General features: G+C 43.0%; 16 protein-coding genes and 1 tRNA gene. 11 read left to right on the forward strand and 6 right to left on the reverse strand.

Annotated features, from left to right (window positions below; translation table 11 throughout):
• Positions 1–359, reverse strand: a 359-nt coding sequence (locus tag KDK67_RS06200; protein WP_250867943.1) for a DUF6444 domain-containing protein, incomplete at its 3' end; no start/stop codon positions are given.
• A gap of 184 nt (positions 360–543) precedes the next feature.
• Here KDK67_RS06200 and KDK67_RS06205 point away from each other — a divergent pair.
• The gene (locus KDK67_RS06205; RefSeq protein ID WP_250867944.1) at positions 544–831 is read left to right on the forward strand and encodes a hypothetical protein; all 288 of its coding nucleotides are present in this window, start codon (positions 544–546) and stop codon (positions 829–831) included.
• 247 nt (positions 832–1078) lie between these two features.
• Here KDK67_RS06205 and KDK67_RS06210 read toward each other — a convergent pair whose 3' ends face one another.
• The 4 genes from KDK67_RS06210 to KDK67_RS06225 all read right to left on the reverse strand — a co-directional run bounded on the left by KDK67_RS06210 (position 1079) and on the right by KDK67_RS06225 (position 3715).
• Positions 1079–2140: a DUF7544 domain-containing protein gene (locus KDK67_RS06210; protein WP_250867945.1), complete on the reverse strand. Its 1062-nt coding sequence runs from the start codon at positions 2138–2140 to the stop codon at positions 1079–1081.
• Positions 2141–2287: 147 nt separating this feature from the next.
• Complete coding sequence (locus KDK67_RS06215; protein WP_250867946.1) at positions 2288–2479, reverse strand: hypothetical protein; 192 nt, start codon at positions 2477–2479, stop codon at positions 2288–2290.
• A gap of 338 nt (positions 2480–2817) precedes the next feature.
• A tRNA-Ser gene (locus tag KDK67_RS06220) sits at positions 2818–2903 on the reverse strand.
• Between the two features lie 89 nt (positions 2904–2992).
• Positions 2993–3715, reverse strand: a complete 723-nt coding sequence (locus tag KDK67_RS06225; RefSeq protein ID WP_250867947.1) for a peptidylprolyl isomerase — start codon at positions 3713–3715, stop codon at positions 2993–2995.
• Between the two features lie 402 nt (positions 3716–4117).
• Between KDK67_RS06225 and KDK67_RS06230 the strand changes: the two genes are divergently transcribed.
• From KDK67_RS06230 to KDK67_RS06240, 3 genes are read left to right on the forward strand one after another with little or no spacing between them, the layout of a single operon-like run.
• Entirely contained in the window at positions 4118–5620 is a 1503-nt protein-coding gene (locus tag KDK67_RS06230) for a homocysteine biosynthesis protein (RefSeq protein ID WP_250867948.1), read from the forward strand.
• 2 nt (positions 5621–5622) lie between these two features.
• The gene (locus tag KDK67_RS06235; protein ID WP_250867949.1) at positions 5623–6009 is read left to right on the forward strand and encodes a 4Fe-4S binding protein; all 387 of its coding nucleotides are present in this window, start codon (positions 5623–5625) and stop codon (positions 6007–6009) included.
• A gap of 9 nt (positions 6010–6018) precedes the next feature.
• Positions 6019–6732, forward strand: coding sequence for a UPF0280 family protein (locus KDK67_RS06240; protein WP_250867950.1), 714 nt, complete (start codon positions 6019–6021; stop codon positions 6730–6732).
• A gap of 67 nt (positions 6733–6799) precedes the next feature.
• Here KDK67_RS06240 and KDK67_RS06245 read toward each other — a convergent pair whose 3' ends face one another.
• Complete coding sequence (locus tag KDK67_RS06245) at positions 6800–7495, reverse strand: AIM24 family protein (protein ID WP_250867951.1); 696 nt, start codon at positions 7493–7495, stop codon at positions 6800–6802.
• A gap of 535 nt (positions 7496–8030) precedes the next feature.
• Here KDK67_RS06245 and ftsZ point away from each other — a divergent pair.
• The 7 genes from ftsZ (at position 8031) to KDK67_RS06280 (ending at position 14049) form a co-directional block, all read left to right on the forward strand.
• Positions 8031–9215, forward strand: a complete 1185-nt coding sequence (gene ftsZ / locus KDK67_RS06250) for a cell division protein FtsZ (RefSeq protein WP_250867952.1) — start codon at positions 8031–8033, stop codon at positions 9213–9215.
• Between the two features lie 105 nt (positions 9216–9320).
• A complete protein-coding gene (locus KDK67_RS06255; protein WP_250867953.1) occupies positions 9321–10787 on the forward strand; it encodes a dihydropteroate synthase-like protein in 1467 nt (488 codons plus the stop codon).
• Positions 10788–10802: 15 nt separating this feature from the next.
• The gene (locus KDK67_RS06260; RefSeq protein ID WP_250867954.1) at positions 10803–11261 is read left to right on the forward strand and encodes a hypothetical protein; all 459 of its coding nucleotides are present in this window, start codon (positions 10803–10805) and stop codon (positions 11259–11261) included.
• A 211-nt stretch (positions 11262–11472) separates the two neighbouring features.
• Entirely contained in the window at positions 11473–11667 is a 195-nt protein-coding gene (locus KDK67_RS06265) for a TRAM domain-containing RNA chaperone (protein WP_048063138.1), read from the forward strand.
• A gap of 209 nt (positions 11668–11876) precedes the next feature.
• Complete coding sequence (locus KDK67_RS06270; RefSeq protein WP_250867955.1) at positions 11877–13067, forward strand: geranylgeranyl reductase family protein; 1191 nt, start codon at positions 11877–11879, stop codon at positions 13065–13067.
• Positions 13064–13432, forward strand: a complete 369-nt coding sequence (locus tag KDK67_RS06275; protein WP_250867956.1) for a gamma-glutamylcyclotransferase family protein — start codon at positions 13064–13066, stop codon at positions 13430–13432. The genes KDK67_RS06270 and KDK67_RS06275 overlap by 4 nt, the downstream gene beginning before the upstream one ends.
• A complete protein-coding gene (locus KDK67_RS06280; protein ID WP_250867957.1) occupies positions 13429–14049 on the forward strand; it encodes a TatD family nuclease-associated radical SAM protein in 621 nt (206 codons plus the stop codon). The genes KDK67_RS06275 and KDK67_RS06280 overlap by 4 nt, the downstream gene beginning before the upstream one ends.
• Positions 14050–14055 lie beyond the last annotated feature (6 nt).

The raw sequence follows: 14055 nt of genomic DNA on the forward strand, positions 1-14055 counted from the left end.
CTACATTTGTGCACTTCATGAAGTACAATTTCATCAGGATCATCTACCATTCTGAGCGTGGTTCCAGGATGGCCTTTCTGACCACCTTGTTTCTTTCCACTCTTTTTTCGTCTGCTTTGTGGGTTTGGTTTCTCATGAACAAAAACATCAGTCGAAGGTGGTTTACTACTATTACGACTGTTTTTCTTGAGTTGGTCTTCCAATTTTTTAACTCGTTCTTCGAGTTCTGTTATTCTAGCAGCCTGTAACTCGATGATCTTTTGTTGTTCAGCAATTATGTCGTATAACGTGGTGACAAGAGTAACAACTGCTTCTGGACCTTGTTCATAAACTGCCAGGATTTCTTTGCGTTTCGTAATCAATCACCTCGTGCCTGGTAAAACCAGGTTGAATTTCAGGGAGTGACTAAAATAGAGGCATAGTATATTGTTTTTTGGTAAAATCAATATCAAGCACTGATGGAATTGTGTTGAGTATTCTAAGTTTATATCAAAAACGTGAGGATGGCTGAATAGTTACATTTCTTTTACAACACTTAAAGTAATGATTGATGAAAACTGCCTAAGAATAAAATTTGGTTATGGGATATTTTGGAAGAGGTTTCCGCTTAATGAAATCGTTTCAGCAAGAACTGTAAAAAATCATTGGTATTATGGCTGGGGGATAAGGTTATGGCTATGGCCTAAAATGTTGATTTTCAATGTTTCTGGTCTTGATGCAGTTGAGATCAAGATGAAAAACGGTAAAATATACAGGATAGGTACTGATGAACCCAAACAACTGGAACGTGCAATCTTACAAGCAATTAAATTAAAAATAGTGGAATTCTGAACTCAAGCTTATACAAAATACAAATGCTGCTTATCCGGACAATGCATATCCAATTCAATTTTCATTCTTTGAATTAGGTCACAACAATAAACAGCAACTACACCAAAGTATTCCTTCAGCACCCGACACAGCCCGCATGTCGTGATGCCGTCGTAAATGCGTCCATGTAGTTCCTGTATTGCAGATAATGCTATCTCTTTTTCTGAGTTGTCTCATCCATGTCGATGTTCTCAATCAGATCATCAATTCAATAAAGTTCCTCATTGATCTGTTGCATGTCAAACACAGGAATTTCCACATCAGTATACCATTGTTGCAGGAATGTGAGCATGTGATATTTCATGAAAACACTTGCAGGCAGGGCGATAAATGCAAGCAAAAGAATGAAAAGGATCGTCTGGATCAAAATTAACGGTACAAGGATCATCCATATAATGGCATCTGATCCGGTTAGAAGTGCTGAAAGGGCGAGATAAAGAAGCATGTCTACGAACAAGATGAATAGACCCACTGCAACCATTACTATCAACAAAATAATAGCTACTGCAATTCCAACTACAAGACCAAGCAGGATCCTGCCAAACCAATAAACAACGATTTGCTTCCAGTCTTTCCTGAATTGTCTGAATACATTGGAAAATGCGCGGAAAATACCTGATTCTGTATAAATGGCGACAGGTATTGACAGGTTGATAAATGAACTAATGACCCCGCCAATTATTGCTGTTACCAGAATTATGCCAATTAAAAGAAATATTAAGGAAATAATATTACTCGCTATAACGTCTGCATAATTTTCACCTGAAGCGCCTATCAACGGTAGCACAAAGGGAAGGGCCATAATCGCAATGACGGCAAGCAAAAAAATACCTGTCAATATCCTGAATAAAAACAGTCCCAATCCTTTCCTCAGGTATCTGCGGGAGTATTCCCAGAACCTAACATCATTGCTTACGAGGGATTCAACAAATACAAATTCCATGACACTGGAAACGTAGGAGAAAAACAAGATCAGAATAAATATGAGAACTATTATCCCAATTATCAGTCCCATGCCCGGGTCAGTAGGGATCTGATCAATAAAACCTCTGAAGGTATCGGTGAAGCTGTCAGTTGCACCTGACTCAGGAAGGTTGTAACCATCGGATGAATAATTATTTCCGCCACCATTGAAATTGCTTCCAGCGCCGCCGATAAGCATAACGATGATGACAAGTTTCATCCATTTCCAGAAATCAAAAGGCTCAAAAAGGCATTTTTTTGTTCGTCCAAATGCCTTGTCTAGGGCGTCTACTACATACCATGTCATATAAATAAATAGAGACTGTTATAATAAATAATTTATGATGTATTATTCTACAAAATACAATTGCTATCTGTCGGAACAATACATACCCAGTTCAATTTTCATTTACTCTACATTGTTCTCTTCAAGAATCTGTTTCATTCGACTATGTCACTCATGGTAAAGGGTATGGTCACGAGCTACTGCAATAGGTTGATTCTGGACTAGTCGAACTTGCACGATCTCGTCAGATAATTCAACTTCCGAAGCTGTACCAGTGTCTGCACTGGATACTTCGTTTACTGGCGCATCGGCTGCAACGTCTGTGCATCCAATTGCAGTCATGGATGCTAATATTAGCAAAAGTGCAATTATTTTATAAATTATTTTCATGTTGTACCCCTTTTATTATGATCCGTAATTTGATATGTGGAATGATATACTATAAAATAGAATTGTAACTATATATAAAAATTCGGTTTTGAAATTGTAGTTTAATGATGGAAGATTAGAATGGATGATTTTCTATATTCAATAATCTGCTTCACAGACTGACTAAATACAAGTGTTCACAATCAGGACAGTAAATATCCAATTCTACTTTCATACTTTGGATAAGATTACACCATAGTACATGAAATAGTAAAAGAAATTATTATTTCAGAAAATGTAGTGAAAAAACAATTATAGAAAAGTGTGGACGCTGAGGAAGAGATTCGAACTCTTGCAGCGCGTTAGCACTACCGGTTTTCAAGACCGGCGCCGTAGTCCACTTGGCTACCTCAGCAAATGAATGGTTCCTAAATAGTCTTTTCAGCTATAAGGCTTTTGCTTTGAAATGAATAAAAAAGTTTTAAAGAAAGGATGTGAAGAGGATTACTCTTCACTTTCTGTAACTTCTTCTTCGGTTGCTGTCTCTACAACAGGTTCCGGCATCTGAACTGGGTATGATTCTACATAGCTTACTTTTTCAAGACCAAGGTGCTCTATAAGTTCGCTTGCTACTCTTCCCTTTGCCATTAACCAGCGCTGGTTGAATGAAAGCATTGCAGGGACCTCAATGGATACTTTGTTGTCCTCGATAGCAACCTCTAGGTCAGGAACGCCTGTATAGAGTGCAAGGAGTCCTTTTACTTTCTCTATGGGCTCTTCGATCTTCTCGTCAATGGAGTATTCGTAGTTGATATCCTTTCCTGCGAGAGGGTGGTTGAAATCGACGCGTACTCTGCGGCCGATGACTTTTACAACAGTACCTCTTTTGTTGTCGAGTTCAACGTTCATGCCAGGGTATGCCTTATGGTCCTTGAACTTTGTCAGGGAAATGTTCTCCACAAGTTTTGGGTCATGGTCGCCAAAACCTTTCTCAGGTGTAACAATAACTGTGCCTGAGTAGCCGACCTCTTTACCTGCAAAGTCTTCATCAAGACCTGCAATGGTGTGTCCTGCGCCTACGATAACAACATCTCCACCGTACATGCCGCGTGGGTTGTAGATCTCGTTTGTCTTTGCAAGCTCTTCGTCGGTCGTATCAAAGATCTGGTCTTCACCGAACTTTCCGGTGTATGATACTTTAATGATATCTCCTTTTTCTATTGCCAAGATGATCAACTCGATTGGATTTTATTAATTCAATTAATATCTATAGAGAATTCCTTCTCGGTATACTCTTTTGCCTTTAATAAGGTTTTGGGACAAATAGATCATTATTGGACACTCGGCGTTTTAGCTCGTTAGGCTCCCGTGTTCTCTGTATCAAATAAAAGAAAATCATCTATATATGTCATTAAATTAAACTTTTATTAACATTCAATTTTAATTATCTCTTCTATTTCCACTCTCCTTTCTTTACTCTTTTTTCACTTTCCTATTACTTTTCTTCCTTTCGTCTTTCCTTTTCTTTTTTTGTAAGCTATCATTTTAGCCTTTAATAAAGATCTGAAATAACCGGAAGTAATATATGCACAGTTGATTATTACTCGTTACCAGGCAGAGGTAGTAGATATGGTCAAAAAAACAATACATGAGATCAATGGCAGGATTCGCGACGGTAGTGTCAATGTAGTGACTGCCGAAGAAATGGTGGATATCGTTGGCGAGCTCGGTGCAGAAGGCGCTGCAAAGGAAGTCGATGTCGTAACTACCGGTACTTTCGGAGCCATGTGTTCTTCCGGCGTATGGCTGAATTTTGGTCACTCGGAACCTCCTATCCGAATAAACAAGCTCTGGCTCAACGATGTTGAGGCTTATTCAGGTGTTGCCGCGGTCGATGCATACATAGGGGCCACTCAGGCATCCCGTTCCAAAGGTCTGGAATACGGCGGTGCTCATGTCATAGAAGATCTAATTCGTGGCAGGTCTATCGATGTTCATGGGACTTCCTCTGGAACCGACTGTTACCCACGAAAGGTGATCGATACCACCATTAACATCTATGATCTGAATCAGGCCATCATGCTGAATCCTCGTAATGCATACCAGAAATACAACGCTGCTACTAACAGTACTAATCATACTCTGAACACCTATATGGGTACTCTACTACCGAATCATGGCAATGTGACCTACTCTGGTGCAGGTGTGCTCTCTCCAATGCACAATGATCCGAACTATGAGACCATAGGCACAGGCACGCGTATCTTCCTTGGTGGTGCCCAGGGCTATATCGTAGGCGAAGGCACACAACACTCTCCTGCAGCAGGTTTTGGAACACTCATGCTTAAAGGTGATCTAAAGGAGATGAGCTCGGAATACATTCGTGCTGCCAGTTTTGAAGGATATGGAACTTCCCTTTATGTTGGAATGGGTATTCCAATACCGGTGCTCAATGAGGATATTGCAAAAGCCACTGCTGTAACAGATGACGATATCGTTACAAACCTCCTTGATTATGGTATTCCCAGCAGCAAACGTCCTGCTATCAGGTCTGTCACTTATGGTGAATTGCGTTCCGGTTCGATAGATATCAATGGTAAGGAAGTAACGACCTCATCTCTCTCAAGTTTCAAGAAGTCCCGCCAGATCGCCAATGAACTTAAAGATTGGATAAAAGGCGGTGAGTTCTTTGTCAGCATGCCGGTGGAACGTCTTCCAAGGGTCACTGCATGCAACTCGATGAAACTATCCAGTGTAAATCCTCTTGTGGGGGATATCATGACTTCGGACGTTAGTATCATTCGGGCAGAAGCAAGCTTCAACGATGCTGCAAAAACCATCATGGATAGGCAGTTCAGCCATCTTCCTGTGGTCGATAAGGATAATTCCCTTGTGGGTATCGTGACTGCATGGGACATTTCCAAAGCTGTTGCAAAAGCGGAATATGATCTTGTTAAAGATATCATGACAAAAGATGTGGTGACCACAAGCCCTGATGAAGCAATAGACATTGCGGCTTTCAAACTTGACAGCAACAGTGTTTCTGCACTTCCTGTCATCGATGCAAAGAAACAAGTGGTTGGTATAATCACAAGTGATGATATCAGCAAACTGCTTGCAAGGAGGCAATAAAGATGAAGATAAAGATAAGCATTGAATCTGCCATTGTTACAAAACCGATATTAGCGGAGGCAATTATCGAAACAGGTGCTCTTCTGAACATTTCACAGGCACACTATGACACTACTCATGGTGAGGTTGTAGCTGATATTCCTTCTGAACAGTTCAGGCATATAAGGGATTCTCTTGTGGAGAAAGGTGCCGAAGTCGTAGTTCTTGACACTCCCATCAGCAGGGACGAGGAAGAATGTGTGGAATGCGGTGCATGTGTATCTGTTTGTCCTGTGGGGGTATTTTCCCTTGCTGACGACTGGAGTCTGGAGGTCGATCCTGACAAGTGCATCCAGTGTGGTACCTGTCTGACCATGTGTCCGCACAATGCTCTGGTTCTCGGGCAGTGATAGTTGAACATGAAAGAACATTTCCAGTTAAAGGAAACTATCGTAACGATAGTTGCAGATGATCAGTCCTATATCGAGGTGGCGAAGGATGCCATAGCCGTACACCGGCTGGAGCTTGAGGACTACATCCGCTCTGATCCTTATTTTAAAGTAACTCTTGAACCCTACGAATGTTCAAGTGATGCACCTGAAGTTGTCAAAAGACTCGTTGCTGCCGGCAATTCCGTGGGCATCGGTCCCATGTCCGCAGTTGCGGGTACGATAGCGGCACTTGCAGTTGTATCAATGGTCGATGCCGGTGCGACTTCTGCAATTGTCGATAATGGGGGGGATATTGCGGTTATCAACGACACACCTATAGTTATAGGGATATATGCCGGTCAGTCCTCTATAAGGAACATTGGGTTCACACTCGAGCCTTCTGACCACATTCGTGGTATATGCACATCATCCGGCACAGTTGGTCCCTCTATTAACTTCGGATGTGCAGATGCTGCCGTGGTCTTTTCAGATGATGTCTCTCTGGCGGATTCAGCAGCTACCGAACTGTCCAATGCAACAGGCATAGGGCATGATGGCGTGGAAAGGGCGTTCGATGCTATAAGTTCTATTCCTGGTATCGATGGTGCGGTTGTTATACAGGGTGATCACATGGGTATGTGGGGTACAATTCCGCAGATCACACGTGCTGATGTGCAGTATGAGTGTATCACAAAAGGCTGAATCTAAATAAGATTTTTGAAAAATGTTTGGCAGTACCTTTTGGCCTGCCATTTTAAAAATAATATGTTTAAGCTACTGGGTGCTGGAAAGGTATCTCTTCATAAGGCTGGATCACAACGAATCCTTCTCCTTTGAAAGCCATCTGTATACTTTCACCACTTGAACGTCCGATAAATGATTTTAGTGATATATCTGTTTTGAGGTCAGGGTTAAGGTTGCCAGACCATGCAACTGTGGCGTTAGGATCGGTAAATACCGGTGTGTCCTTTGTAACTCTGAGTGTGACAGGGTCGTAATGTGTGGTTATGGCAACCATTCCGGTACCTTCGAGCTTTACATTAAAAAGTCCGCCTGCCATTATGCCGGTTACCTTTTTCATAAGCTTGATGTCCCATCCTATGCCTTCCTCGAATGCCAGAAGATCGTTACCGTTAACGAATATTGCTTCATTATCAAGGTTAATTATGGATATCTTCTTTCCTGCATCTGCAAGATATACTTTACCTTGTCCTTCTGCTTTTGTGAGGCTGATGCCTTCTCCTGTAACAGCTTTCTTCAAAAGTTTGCCGACCCCGTGTTCCAGTACGCCTTCTCTTGTGAATTTCACATTACCAAGGTATGCTACCATTGAACCCCTTTTGGTCCAGACGCGGCCATTAAGGTTTAGTTCGAGCATCCTGTCGCGCTCAAGTTCGAATAAACCTTCTCCTTTGTCCTTCTGTCCGGTTTCACTTATGAATTCTTCTATTGAATATCTTGGCATTTTATCATGTCCTCTAAAATATAAATTTTAGTTAATTTCTAGTATTCTTCTCTATGTTTAATAAAGTTTCTTGGTACGTATTTACTGATTAATATTATTATATTTCAAGGGCTTATATATCGACAATCCCAGAACTTGAATATGGGGTAATTTGGAAAATCGATTGCAGTACTGTCCAAGTGCTTTGCGACAATTGTCGATAAGCTTATATATTACGATCTATGAATACTATATCTGAAGATAATCTAATGGGGGCAGTTCGGGCGGACGTAGGTCTGTCAGATCTATTTCTATATTGGATGAGATCTGAAAACAAGGGAAGGCGATGATCGATAGAATAATACCGGTTGATCCGGTAGTGTTTGAGGTGTTCGATTCAATTCCAGCCTGATCTAACCATCTGCTTACAACACGGATGGTGCCAGGGAAACCTGGCAAGAGAGTATAAAAATCAATTCATATTAATGTAATTAGGTCAATGCGTAGTAGAGCGCATAATTTGCACTAGAATGCAAATCCAAGAGAGGGGATGAACATGCAGTCTATAGTACAGGAAGCACTAAAACACACAGAGAAAGAGAGGGAGTACAGGCAGTCAGTTACAGAAGACGACAAATTCGAAGGCTTCGGTATGCCTAGGATCACCATCGTTGGTTGCGGTGGTGCAGGGAACAACACTATCAATCGCTTATACAATATCGGCATTGAAGGTGCAGAGACTATTGCTATCAATACTGACAAGCAACATCTGGACCATATTCGTGCTGACAAGAAGATCCTCGTCGGTAAGACTCTCACAAGGGGTCTTGGAGCAGGTGGCTATCCTGAGGTTGGCGCCAAGGCTGCAGAACTCGCACGTGGAACTCTTGAAGAGATATTCAAAGAGAGCGATCTTGTTTTCATCACTGCTGGAATGGGTGGAGGGACCGGTACTGGTGTTGCACCAGTTGTTGCAGAGATCGCAAAGGAGCAGGGAGCTATCGTTGTTGGTATGGTATCCAGTCCTTTCAGGGTAGAGCGTGCACGTACCGTCAAGGCTGAAGAAGGTCTCGATGCATTCCGCAGTGCAGCTGACACAGTGATCGTTCTTGATAATAACAGGCTTCTGGACTATGTTCCAAACCTTCCTATAGAGCAGGCATTCTCTGTAATGGACCAGCTTATCGCTGAGACCGTTAAGGGTATTACTGAAACTATCACTCAGCCATCCCTCATCAATCTTGATTACGCTGATATCAGGGCTATCATGGGCTGTGGCGGCGTTGCGGTCATGCTCGTTGGTGACAGCAAGAACCAGGACAAGAGCACTGATGTTGTTCGCACAGCACTTAACCACCCACTTCTCGATGTTGATTACAGAGGCGCTACAGGAAGTCTTGTGCACATCACAGGTGGTCCTGACCTCAGCCTGAAGGAAGCAGAAGAGATCGCAGCATCCCTTACATATGAACTTTCACCAGATGCAAACGTTATCTGGGGAGCACGTATAAGGGACGACTATGAAGGAAAGGTGCGTGTCATGGCTATTATGACAGGTGTTCAGTCCCCACAGGTGCTAGGTTCACAGTCCCAGGGCGGTATGGTCGAGAACGTTGTCATGAACACAAGTTCACACTCAAAGCCAAACTTTACTCGTGCAGAGCGAGGTCGCCGCACAGTTGTCGAGCCTATGGGTTCAAAGGCATCCTTTGGCGGTTCAATTATAGATATAATACAGTAATGTCATGCGTTGGTCGGAATAGATATTTCCGATCAACATGTACTTTTTTAATCTTCAGTCAAGTTCTATGGATATTCTTTTTTACGATGCCGGGAATCTAAATCCATGAAAGTTCTGATCGCGACGGGCAGACTTGCGGAAAGGACCGTAAGGCATTCAGTAGGTGATAATGCTGATGTTCTAGTACTCGATGTTGACGTTGCCGCATTTATAACTCCTCATAGATTGCTGCCTGCTATTAAAGAGCAAAATGGGATATATGATGTTATATTAGTCCCCGGGCTTGCATCCGGTGATTTTTCCATGGTGGCAAAAGAGCTTGGATGCAAGGTATTTCTTGGTCCCAAACATGCTTATGATCTTGGTAGTGTGCTCAAGCTCGCTGATGGTATGGATCTCTCACTTGAGGTGCCTGCATGTGAACTTCTTTCTGATATCTGGAGGGAACTTGCTCTTGAAACACTTGTGGAACTGGAAAACAATGCAGATATGCTTGCAATGATCGGTGACGTGAAGCTTGGTGGCGGCTCTCGAATGAAGGTCATGGCAGAGATTGTTGATGCAACTGGGCTCGAGGAAGATGCTTTATCTTTAAAAGTTATTGAATTTATCAGAAAGGGTGCGGATATCATTGACCTGGGAGCTTCGCTGACGTCATCTGTCGAAGATGTCAGGAAAGCAGTCCGTGTAGCCCGTAAGGTCTCAACGGTTCCTGTTAGCATTGATACTTTGGAATCCGGTCTACTAAAAGCTGCGATGGACGAGGGTGTCGACCTGGTGCTTAGTCTTAATTCCAGCAATATCGATATTGTAGGGAAGGATGTGGCGGAAGCAGGAGTCACTGCGGTGGTAATTCCTGATGCCGGAAACAGCTTTGAAAGCCTTGTGCATAACATCCAGGCAGCAAGGGATGCTGGCATTGAGAGTATAATTGCCGACCCCGTGCTTGATCCCATCGGACATGGGTTCGTCGATTCGATCGTCAGGTATGCACGTTTTCATGAGGAGTATCCGGAGATTCCTGTCTTCTTCGGTGCGGGCAATGTGACCGAACTCATAGATGCCGATTCTGTTGGTGTGAATGCCACTCTTTGCGGACTTGCAGCAGATGTTGGTTCCTGCATCTTGTTCACACCGGAGTTTAGTGAGAAGACGAGAGGTTCTATTGCTGAGCTTAATACGGGTGCCAGGATGATGGCACTTGCTTTGACGAGGAACAGTTCTCCGAAGGACCTTGGGCTTGACCTTTTGGTGCTTAAGGAGAAAAGGCGGCGGCCGGATGTTGCTATTCCTGAGGACTCTCTTCCTGCTAAAAGGTTTGCAGGTTGGGAACTTGATCCGCTCGGGCCGTTCCGTATTGGGACAGTTTCCGATGAGTGCGGCGGTATGATCGTTGCACAGCATGAGGATGCGTCCATCACGGGCAGAACTGCAAAGGAAGTCATCGAGACGATAATTAAAATGGGTCTTATATCAAAGCTCGACCATGCGGGTTATCTTGGATGTGAAATTCAAAAGGCTGAAATAGCCTTACGCCTTGGTAGGAGTTATTCACAGGACGATGATTTTTGATCTTTAGGTGTTATGATGAAATTGCAAAATTATGATAAGGAACTGATCGTTGAGATTATGGCTGCAAGCTATTTTGCTCAACAGGGCTGGAAATGGATCAACCTGAAACGCGATGCTGGCAAGCTATACAAGATATATGATGAGCTTGTTGACCAGTACAATGCATATCCCTATATGAGCAAAGACTGGTATGTGGAGAACTCAGCTTCAAAAAGTATCCACATGTGCAGTAAATGGGAGGAGCTTAAAACGCTTGTGGATTTCCTCAAAGCTCATTCCGATGATCTTGATTTCCTTGTGAACAACAATAGTAAAAAGATGTTCTGCATAAAAACCACAGATGGCGATATCACTGATTCTCAGAGACGTGCCATTGCAGAGGCAAGGGATCTGAGATGTAATGTCTTTGTCTTCAAAGCTGAGGTTCCTGATGAGATGGACTTTGAAATATTGCAGGTAGGTGGCGGTTACTGATCTCACCTCCTTCTCCTATTTTCATTGGTAACCAAAATGTTTATATTCGAGTTATGCCTATTTAGATTTGCTTCAAAGTATAACTTTCTACTTCAAACGTAAGGCATTAAATAGTATTTACTCATGTATTTGCTGATTTTTTCCATTATGTTCCGGTTTAGTTAGTTCTTTTTAGCATCAATAAAAGGACGTGAAAAGTTTGTTTAATAACATGGAATCCACTGCACCAGTAGAAGCTGGCGAGACTTACGAAGTGACAATTGAAGATATCGCAAGGGAAGGAGACGGCATCGCAAGAGTAAGCGGTTTTGTAGTCTTTGTACCTAACACCTCCGTCGGTGACGAAGTTACCATCAAGGTAACAAAAGTAATGCGCAAGTTCGCATTCGGCGAAGTCGCTGAGTAATTTCTCAGTGTTCATATCTGGTGTGAAAGAAAGAGTGATCTTTCTTCATACCATTTACTGACATTCTTTTGATTCTCTTGTAGTTTTGTTCTAATTTTCTTCTTATATCATCTTGTTTCGTTGATCTTACGCTTATCTATTCTAATTGTTCCCTTATATTTCCTGCTGAAACACATTTATAATATATCGCTACTATAGAACACATTCTCATGATGCCTGAAGAATTATATGATATTATTGTTGTCGGGGCAGGACCTGCAGGTTCAACTGCTGCAGCTTATGCTGCACAGGTAGGTGCATCCGTACTCCTCATTGAAAAGAAAAAGGACCTGGGCGTACCACTTCAATGTGGAGGCTTCCTACCACATCTTGATACTTTGCAGGAGCTTGTGCCAAATGCACAACTTCCCTATATGCTTGAGGAGATTCCTGCGGAGTGCATTCACACTACAAGCAGTGTACAGCGTTTCATCGCTCCGAATGGATATTCCAAGGAATTTGAAGTGGATGCTGATGCCATCGACAGACGCAGGTTCGACAAATATCTTGCAAAAGAGGCAGGACGCTGCGGTGTGGATATGATGGTAGGCACAAATATTCTTGAGGTCAATGGTACTTCCGTTAATGTGGATGGTGTTTTTGGAGCACACACAATTGGTGCTAAAGTGCTTATTGGGGCAGACGGTCCAAATTCCATTGTCGGCAGGGCAAAGGGTCTGGTAAGGGATCCCGATCCCATGGGTACCGGTACTGCTTTCGAGTATGAGATCAGTGGTGTGGATATTGACCGCGAAGCCGTTGAGATGTATTTTGGAAAGGATTACGTGCCCGGTGGTTATGCGTGGATAATCTCCCAGGGTGGGGATACTGCGAATATCGGTGTCGGTATAAGGGAAGTATTGTTCAGGAACGGGTTGTCTGCAAGGGATTATCTTGAAAGGTTCATGTATGAGCATCCTATAGCAAGTCCGAAACTTGCCGGTGCTTCCATTGTTTCAGTCGTATCCGGTCTTGTGCCGGTAGGTGGTGCACCCAAAGTAACTGCCACGAAGGATGCTCTTGTGGCCGGGGATGCAGCAGGTCACATAATAGCCACCAACGGTGGCGGTATCTCCACTGCAATGGTCGGGGGTAAGATCGCAGGACAGACTGCAGCTGAATTCCTCGATGGTAAATGTGCTTTACAGGATTATGATGAGCGCTGGAGGCGGGAGATGGGGCTTGAGATAAAAACGGCGGTCTATGTGCGAAAGCTTATGGATAATCTCATGCGCTCTGATTCCATGATGTCGACTGCCATCAGGATGATCGCCCCTGAGCAGATGAAGGCATTGCAGTGTGGGCAGTTGCCGGATGCTGTGCGTAAAGGCCTCATCAAGATGAACTTTGGGATAAAATGAATTTCCTTTTTGCCTATGGCACTTTGAAAAAAGGACATAAGAGCCATCATCTTCTTGATGGAGCATCATTTGTTTCGGAAAATTGTACTGAAGATAAATTTCAGATGCTCGATATGGGTGATTTCCCCGCAGTCGTGAAAGAGAATCCTGTGTCGAGTATCGTTGGTGAGTTGTTCAGTGTCGATGATCGTACATTGTCCGCTATAGATGGATTTGAGGGGAACTGGTTTTGCAGGGGGGAAGTCCTCCTTAAAGACAGTTCTGTTGCATGGATGTATTTTCTATCGGACGATGTGTCCTATGGAGGACGTTCATCTATCGTTTCGGGAATATGGCTAAAGGATGAAGGAGATATTTACGAATGATCGAAGAAGAATTCAATGGGGATATTGCAGGTGTCGGAACTTTCTGTTACGAGGGGCATGACAATCTTTATCTTAACATTACTAACAGATGCAGTGCAAACTGTATCTTTTGTATTCGTGATATCTCTGATGGCATTTATGGATATGACCTTCGCCTTAAGAAAGAACCATCCATTGATGCGATCCTGGATAAGCTAGGCTCCATTGACCTTGAAAAATACCGTGAGGTCGTTTTCACTGGCTTTGGTGAACCTACTATAAGGTTCGATGTTGTGCTTGAAGTGACTAGCTGGTTAAAAGAACGTGGGATGAAGGTGCGGATCGATACCAACGGACATGCTCAATTGCTTCATCCTGAAAGAAATGTTATCTCTGAGCTTAAGGAAGCTGGTCTTGATGAAGTTTCAGTAAGCCTTAATGCCGAATCGAAAGAAAGATATGACGAACTATGCCAGCCTGCTTTTGAAAATGCCTATGAGGCAATGCTCGAGTTCACAAAAGAAGCAGTAAATGCCGGAATAGAGGCTCGTATGACCGTGGTGGGTTTCAACGATGTCGATATTCTGAAATGTGAAAAGATAGCACATGATATAGGTGCTGCTTTTCACGTAAGATGATATCTT

Source organism: Methanococcoides seepicolus, from assembly GCF_023684405.1.
In the GTDB taxonomy this organism is placed as follows: domain Archaea; phylum Halobacteriota; class Methanosarcinia; order Methanosarcinales; family Methanosarcinaceae; genus Methanococcoides; species Methanococcoides seepicolus.

Excerpts from the sequence above, each read along its gene's own strand:
- KDK67_RS06240 (WP_250867950.1), top strand. The coding sequence starts at position 6,019 with ATGAAAGAACATTTCCAGTTAAAGGAAACTATCGTAACGATAGTTGCA.
- KDK67_RS06235 (WP_250867949.1), top strand. The coding sequence starts at position 5,623 with ATGAAGATAAAGATAAGCATTGAATCTGCCATTGTTACAAAACCGATA.
- KDK67_RS06245 (WP_250867951.1), bottom strand. The coding sequence starts at position 7,495 with ATGCCAAGATATTCAATAGAAGAATTCATAAGTGAAACCGGACAGAAG.
- KDK67_RS06260 (WP_250867954.1), top strand. The coding sequence starts at position 10,803 with ATGAAATTGCAAAATTATGATAAGGAACTGATCGTTGAGATTATGGCT.
- KDK67_RS06270 (WP_250867955.1), top strand. The coding sequence starts at position 11,877 with ATGATGCCTGAAGAATTATATGATATTATTGTTGTCGGGGCAGGACCT.
- KDK67_RS06280 (WP_250867957.1), top strand. The coding sequence starts at position 13,429 with ATGATCGAAGAAGAATTCAATGGGGATATTGCAGGTGTCGGAACTTTC.
- KDK67_RS06210 (WP_250867945.1), bottom strand. The coding sequence starts at position 2,140 with ATGACATGGTATGTAGTAGACGCCCTAGACAAGGCATTTGGACGAACA.
- KDK67_RS06255 (WP_250867953.1), top strand. The coding sequence starts at position 9,321 with ATGAAAGTTCTGATCGCGACGGGCAGACTTGCGGAAAGGACCGTAAGG.
- KDK67_RS06230 (WP_250867948.1), top strand. The coding sequence starts at position 4,118 with ATGGTCAAAAAAACAATACATGAGATCAATGGCAGGATTCGCGACGGT.
- ftsZ (WP_250867952.1), top strand. The coding sequence starts at position 8,031 with ATGCAGTCTATAGTACAGGAAGCACTAAAACACACAGAGAAAGAGAGG.
- KDK67_RS06265 (WP_048063138.1), top strand. The coding sequence starts at position 11,473 with ATGGAATCCACTGCACCAGTAGAAGCTGGCGAGACTTACGAAGTGACA.
- KDK67_RS06205 (WP_250867944.1), top strand. The coding sequence starts at position 544 with ATGATTGATGAAAACTGCCTAAGAATAAAATTTGGTTATGGGATATTT.
- KDK67_RS06275 (WP_250867956.1), top strand. The coding sequence starts at position 13,064 with ATGAATTTCCTTTTTGCCTATGGCACTTTGAAAAAAGGACATAAGAGC.